This window comes from Mycobacterium sp. TH-M11 (genome assembly GCF_057473725.1).
Map to the genome: position 1 here is coordinate 1 of NZ_JBYCLD010000043.1, position 3,303 is coordinate 3,303.

At 67.1% G+C, this 3,303-nt stretch carries 4 protein-coding genes; all 4 read right to left on the minus strand.

From position 1 onward, the window contains the following. Positions 1-45: 45 nt before the first annotated feature. Entirely contained in the window at positions 46-987 is a 942-nt protein-coding gene (locus AC2VOG_RS01745; protein WP_486938194.1) for a Ppx/GppA phosphatase family protein, read from the minus strand. Beyond that, positions 984-1,475 carry a DUF501 domain-containing protein gene (locus AC2VOG_RS01750; protein WP_486938195.1) on the minus strand — a complete coding sequence of 164 codons (492 nt, stop codon included), beginning with the start codon at positions 1,473-1,475 and terminating at the stop codon, positions 984-986. Before AC2VOG_RS01750 ends, AC2VOG_RS01745 begins: the two co-directional genes overlap by 4 nt. After that, entirely contained in the window at positions 1,468-2,112 is a 645-nt protein-coding gene (locus AC2VOG_RS01755) for an FtsB family cell division protein (protein ID WP_486938196.1), read from the minus strand. The genes AC2VOG_RS01750 and AC2VOG_RS01755 overlap by 8 nt, the downstream gene beginning before the upstream one ends. 21 nt (positions 2,113-2,133) lie before the next feature. Continuing rightward, positions 2,134-3,303: phosphopyruvate hydratase (eno, locus tag AC2VOG_RS01760; protein ID WP_486938197.1), on the minus strand; the 1,170-nt coding region annotated here is incomplete at its 5' end.

Sequence of the window (3,303 nt, forward strand, 5' to 3'; positions counted from 1 at the left end):
ACGAGCAGAAAAAGCGGTTGCTGCAGATCTCGTTCGGACAGTAGGTCAGTCGGCGATCGACAGCGCGATACCGTCCAAGATGTCGTGTTCGCTGACCGTCAACTCCTCGATGCCGGCGCGCAGGCGAAGCGCGATCGCCAACTCCTCGATGACGATGGCCCCGCCACCGATCACGTCGACCCGTCCCTGGTGCATGGGCCCCAGCGCTGCCCGAGCGGCCCGCGGCATGGCGATCAAGTCGTCGCACACCGTCAGCAACCGATCCGTGCCGACCCGCGAAAGATGAATGGCCGCTGCGTCATACGTCGTCATATCCTGCGCGAGAGCGGCGACGGTTGTCATCGTTCCCGCCACCCCGACCCAGGTGCGGGCCCGCTCCACCGGGACGATGCGCAGCGCCTCGCCAAGCCGTTCGCGCACCACCTCGCGGGCCGCCGCCACCTCGTCGATCGTCGGAGGATCGGAGTGCAGGCAGCGCTCCGTCAATCGCACACAGCCGATGTCGGCGGAGAAACTGGCTGTCACCGAATCGGTTCCCAACACCACCTCAGTCGACCCGCCGCCCAGATCCACGATGACGAATGGCCCAGCAGTGCAATCTAATTCGTTGACCGCACCCCGAAACGACAGCTCGGCTTCCGCAGTTCCGGTGATCACCTCGGCAACGGCACCGGCCTCGACGTCGCCGAGCACATCGGCCGTCATCGCACAGAAAACGTCACGATTGCCGGCGTCTCGGGTGGCTGACGTCGCAACCATGCGTACTCGGTCGACGCCATACGACACGCACAACGCGGCGTAGTCCACCAGCGCAGAGCGGGTGCGCCGCAACGCCTCCGGCGCGAATTTGCCGGTGGCGTCCACGCCCTGACCGAGCCGCACGATACGCATTTCGCGGTGCACGTCGGTCAGCCGCCCACCGGACGCGTCGGCGATCAGCAACCGAATCGAGTTGGTACCACAGTCGATTGCGGCAAGTCGGGTCATATCCACTCCCCCGGCCTGAGAATCCCGGTCATCACCGGCTGGGCGGCCAGCACTGCCAGAGCTTCGTCGCCGAAGGGGTTGACGCCCCGACCCTTCGCCAGCGAATGCGCGATCAGCACGTGCAGGCACTTGACCCGCTCGGGCATACCGCCGCCGGAGAACGTCGTACCCAGCGGCTCGATGGCATCCCGCTCGGCCAGGTATGCCTCGTGGGCGCGCCGGTAGGCGGCGGCCAACCCGGGATCGGAGTGCAGCCGCTCGGTCATCTCTCGCATCAGCCCGGTGGTCTCCAGCCCGCTCGCAGCGGCAGTCAGTGTCGGATGCGTGAGATAGTACAGCGTCGGAAATGGCGTTCCGTCAGGCAGTTTCGGCGATGTTTTCACCACAGCCGGCTCACCGTTGGGGCATCGGTAAGCGATGGCGAGGACGCCACGCGGCTCGCGACCGAGTTGACGGGCGACGGCCTCGAGGTCGACGGGATCAACCACTGGGCGGCAGCGGGCCGGGTTGCTGGGGATTGGCCGGCGGGGCCACCGGCGCCGGTGGCCCGTGCGGACTGTCGGCAATGGTGTGCCACAGCGAGGTGTACCAGGGATCGCTGGTGACGGCAGTTTTCGGTTGCGACCCAGGATCGGCGGGCCGAGCCGCACCCGCAGGCAGCTGAACCTGATAGGGAATCTCGCCCGGCATGACGAAGCCGAGGCGTTCGCGGGCCTGCGCCGCAATGAACGCGGGATCGCCGAGTTTCCCCTTCTGCTGCTCGAGATCGGAGATCTGTTGACGCAGTGCAGCTTCGGAGGCGGCCAGTTGCCTCATCTCGGTTCGCTGCGCGAAATAGGTGCGGACCGGGCCGGCGATCGTGAGCGTCAGGATGCAGACCACGGTCGCCAGAATGGCCGCCCGTCGCGCCGTCAGACCCAACCGCTGATCTGAACGCTGCTCGGCCGATTCGGCGATCGCCTGTCTGATCGGTTCGACCACCTCGGGCATCGCCCGGGGCGACGCCGTCGGTCCGCGACGGGCCGCCGTCGACTTTCGCGGCCGGCCGGCCACCGAATCGCCGGCCCGACCCGGACGCGACGCCGGTGAGCGCCGCTTCGGTTCTGGTCGTTTTGATTCGGGCATCAGCAGTAGCGAATGTCGGCCCTACGGCGTGTACCTGGGGAACGCCAGGTCACCGGCGTAGCGGCCGGCGTCGCCGAGAGCTTCTTCGATGCGCAGCAGCTGGTTGTATTTAGCGACCCGTTCGCTGCGAGCCGGCGCGCCGGTCTTGATCTGGCCGCTGCCCACCGCCACCGCCAGGTCGGCGATTGTGGTGTCCTCCGTCTCGCCGCTGCGGTGGCTCATCATCGTCCGGTAGCCGCTGTGGTGGGCCAGCGCGACCGCATCGAGCGTTTCGGTGAGCGTGCCGATCTGATTGACCTTGACCAGCAAGGCATTTGCCGCGCCCTTGTCGATGCCTTCTTCCAGCCGTTCGGGATTGGTGACAAACAGGTCGTCACCGACGATCTGCACCCGGTCACCGATCGCCGTCGTCAGCGCCACCCAGCCGTCCCAATCGTCTTCGGACAGCGGGTCTTCGATGGATACCAGGGGGTAGGAGTCGAGCAGCTGGGCGTAAAACTGGGCCATCTCGTCGGCGGTCCTGGTCTTCTTCTCGAACTGGTAGCCGGTGCCTTCGGTGTAGAACTCGGTCGCCGCGGCATCGAGTGCCAGCGCCACGTCCGCGCCCAGTTTGAAACCGGTGGACTCGATGGCCTGGCTGATGATGTCGAGCGCGGCTTTGGTTCCCGGCACGTCGGGTGCGAACCCGCCCTCGTCCCCCAGCGCAGTGGACAGCCCCTGCTTCTTGAGCGCCGATTTCAGGGCGTGGTAGACCTCGGCGCCCCAGCGCAGTGCCTCGTGGAAACTCGGCGCACCGATCGGAGCGACCATGAACTCCTGGATGTCGACGGCGGTGTCGGCGTGGGCGCCGCCGTTGAGGATGTTCATCATCGGCACCGGCAGAATGTGCGCGTTCGGTCCGCCCAGGTAGCGAAACAGCGGCAACGCGGCGGAATCGGCGGCCGACTTGGCCACGGCCAGGGAGACGCCGAGGATCGCGTTGGCACCGAGGCGGGACTTGTCCGGTGTGCCGTCGAGGTCCAGCAGCGCCTGATCGACCAGCCGCTGGTCGTCGGCGTTCAGGCCGATCACCGCCGGCGCGATTTCATCGAGCACCGCCTGCACGGCCTTCTTGACGCCCTTGCCGCCGTAGCGGTCGCCACCATCGCGCAGCTCGACGGCCTCGTGCTCGCCGGTCGATGCGCCAGACGG

Excerpts from the sequence above, each read along its gene's own strand:
- AC2VOG_RS01745 (WP_486938194.1), bottom strand. The coding sequence starts at position 987 with ATGACCCGACTTGCCGCAATCGACTGTGGTACCAACTCGATTCGGTTG.
- AC2VOG_RS01755 (WP_486938196.1), bottom strand. The coding sequence starts at position 2,112 with ATGCCCGAATCAAAACGACCAGAACCGAAGCGGCGCTCACCGGCGTCG.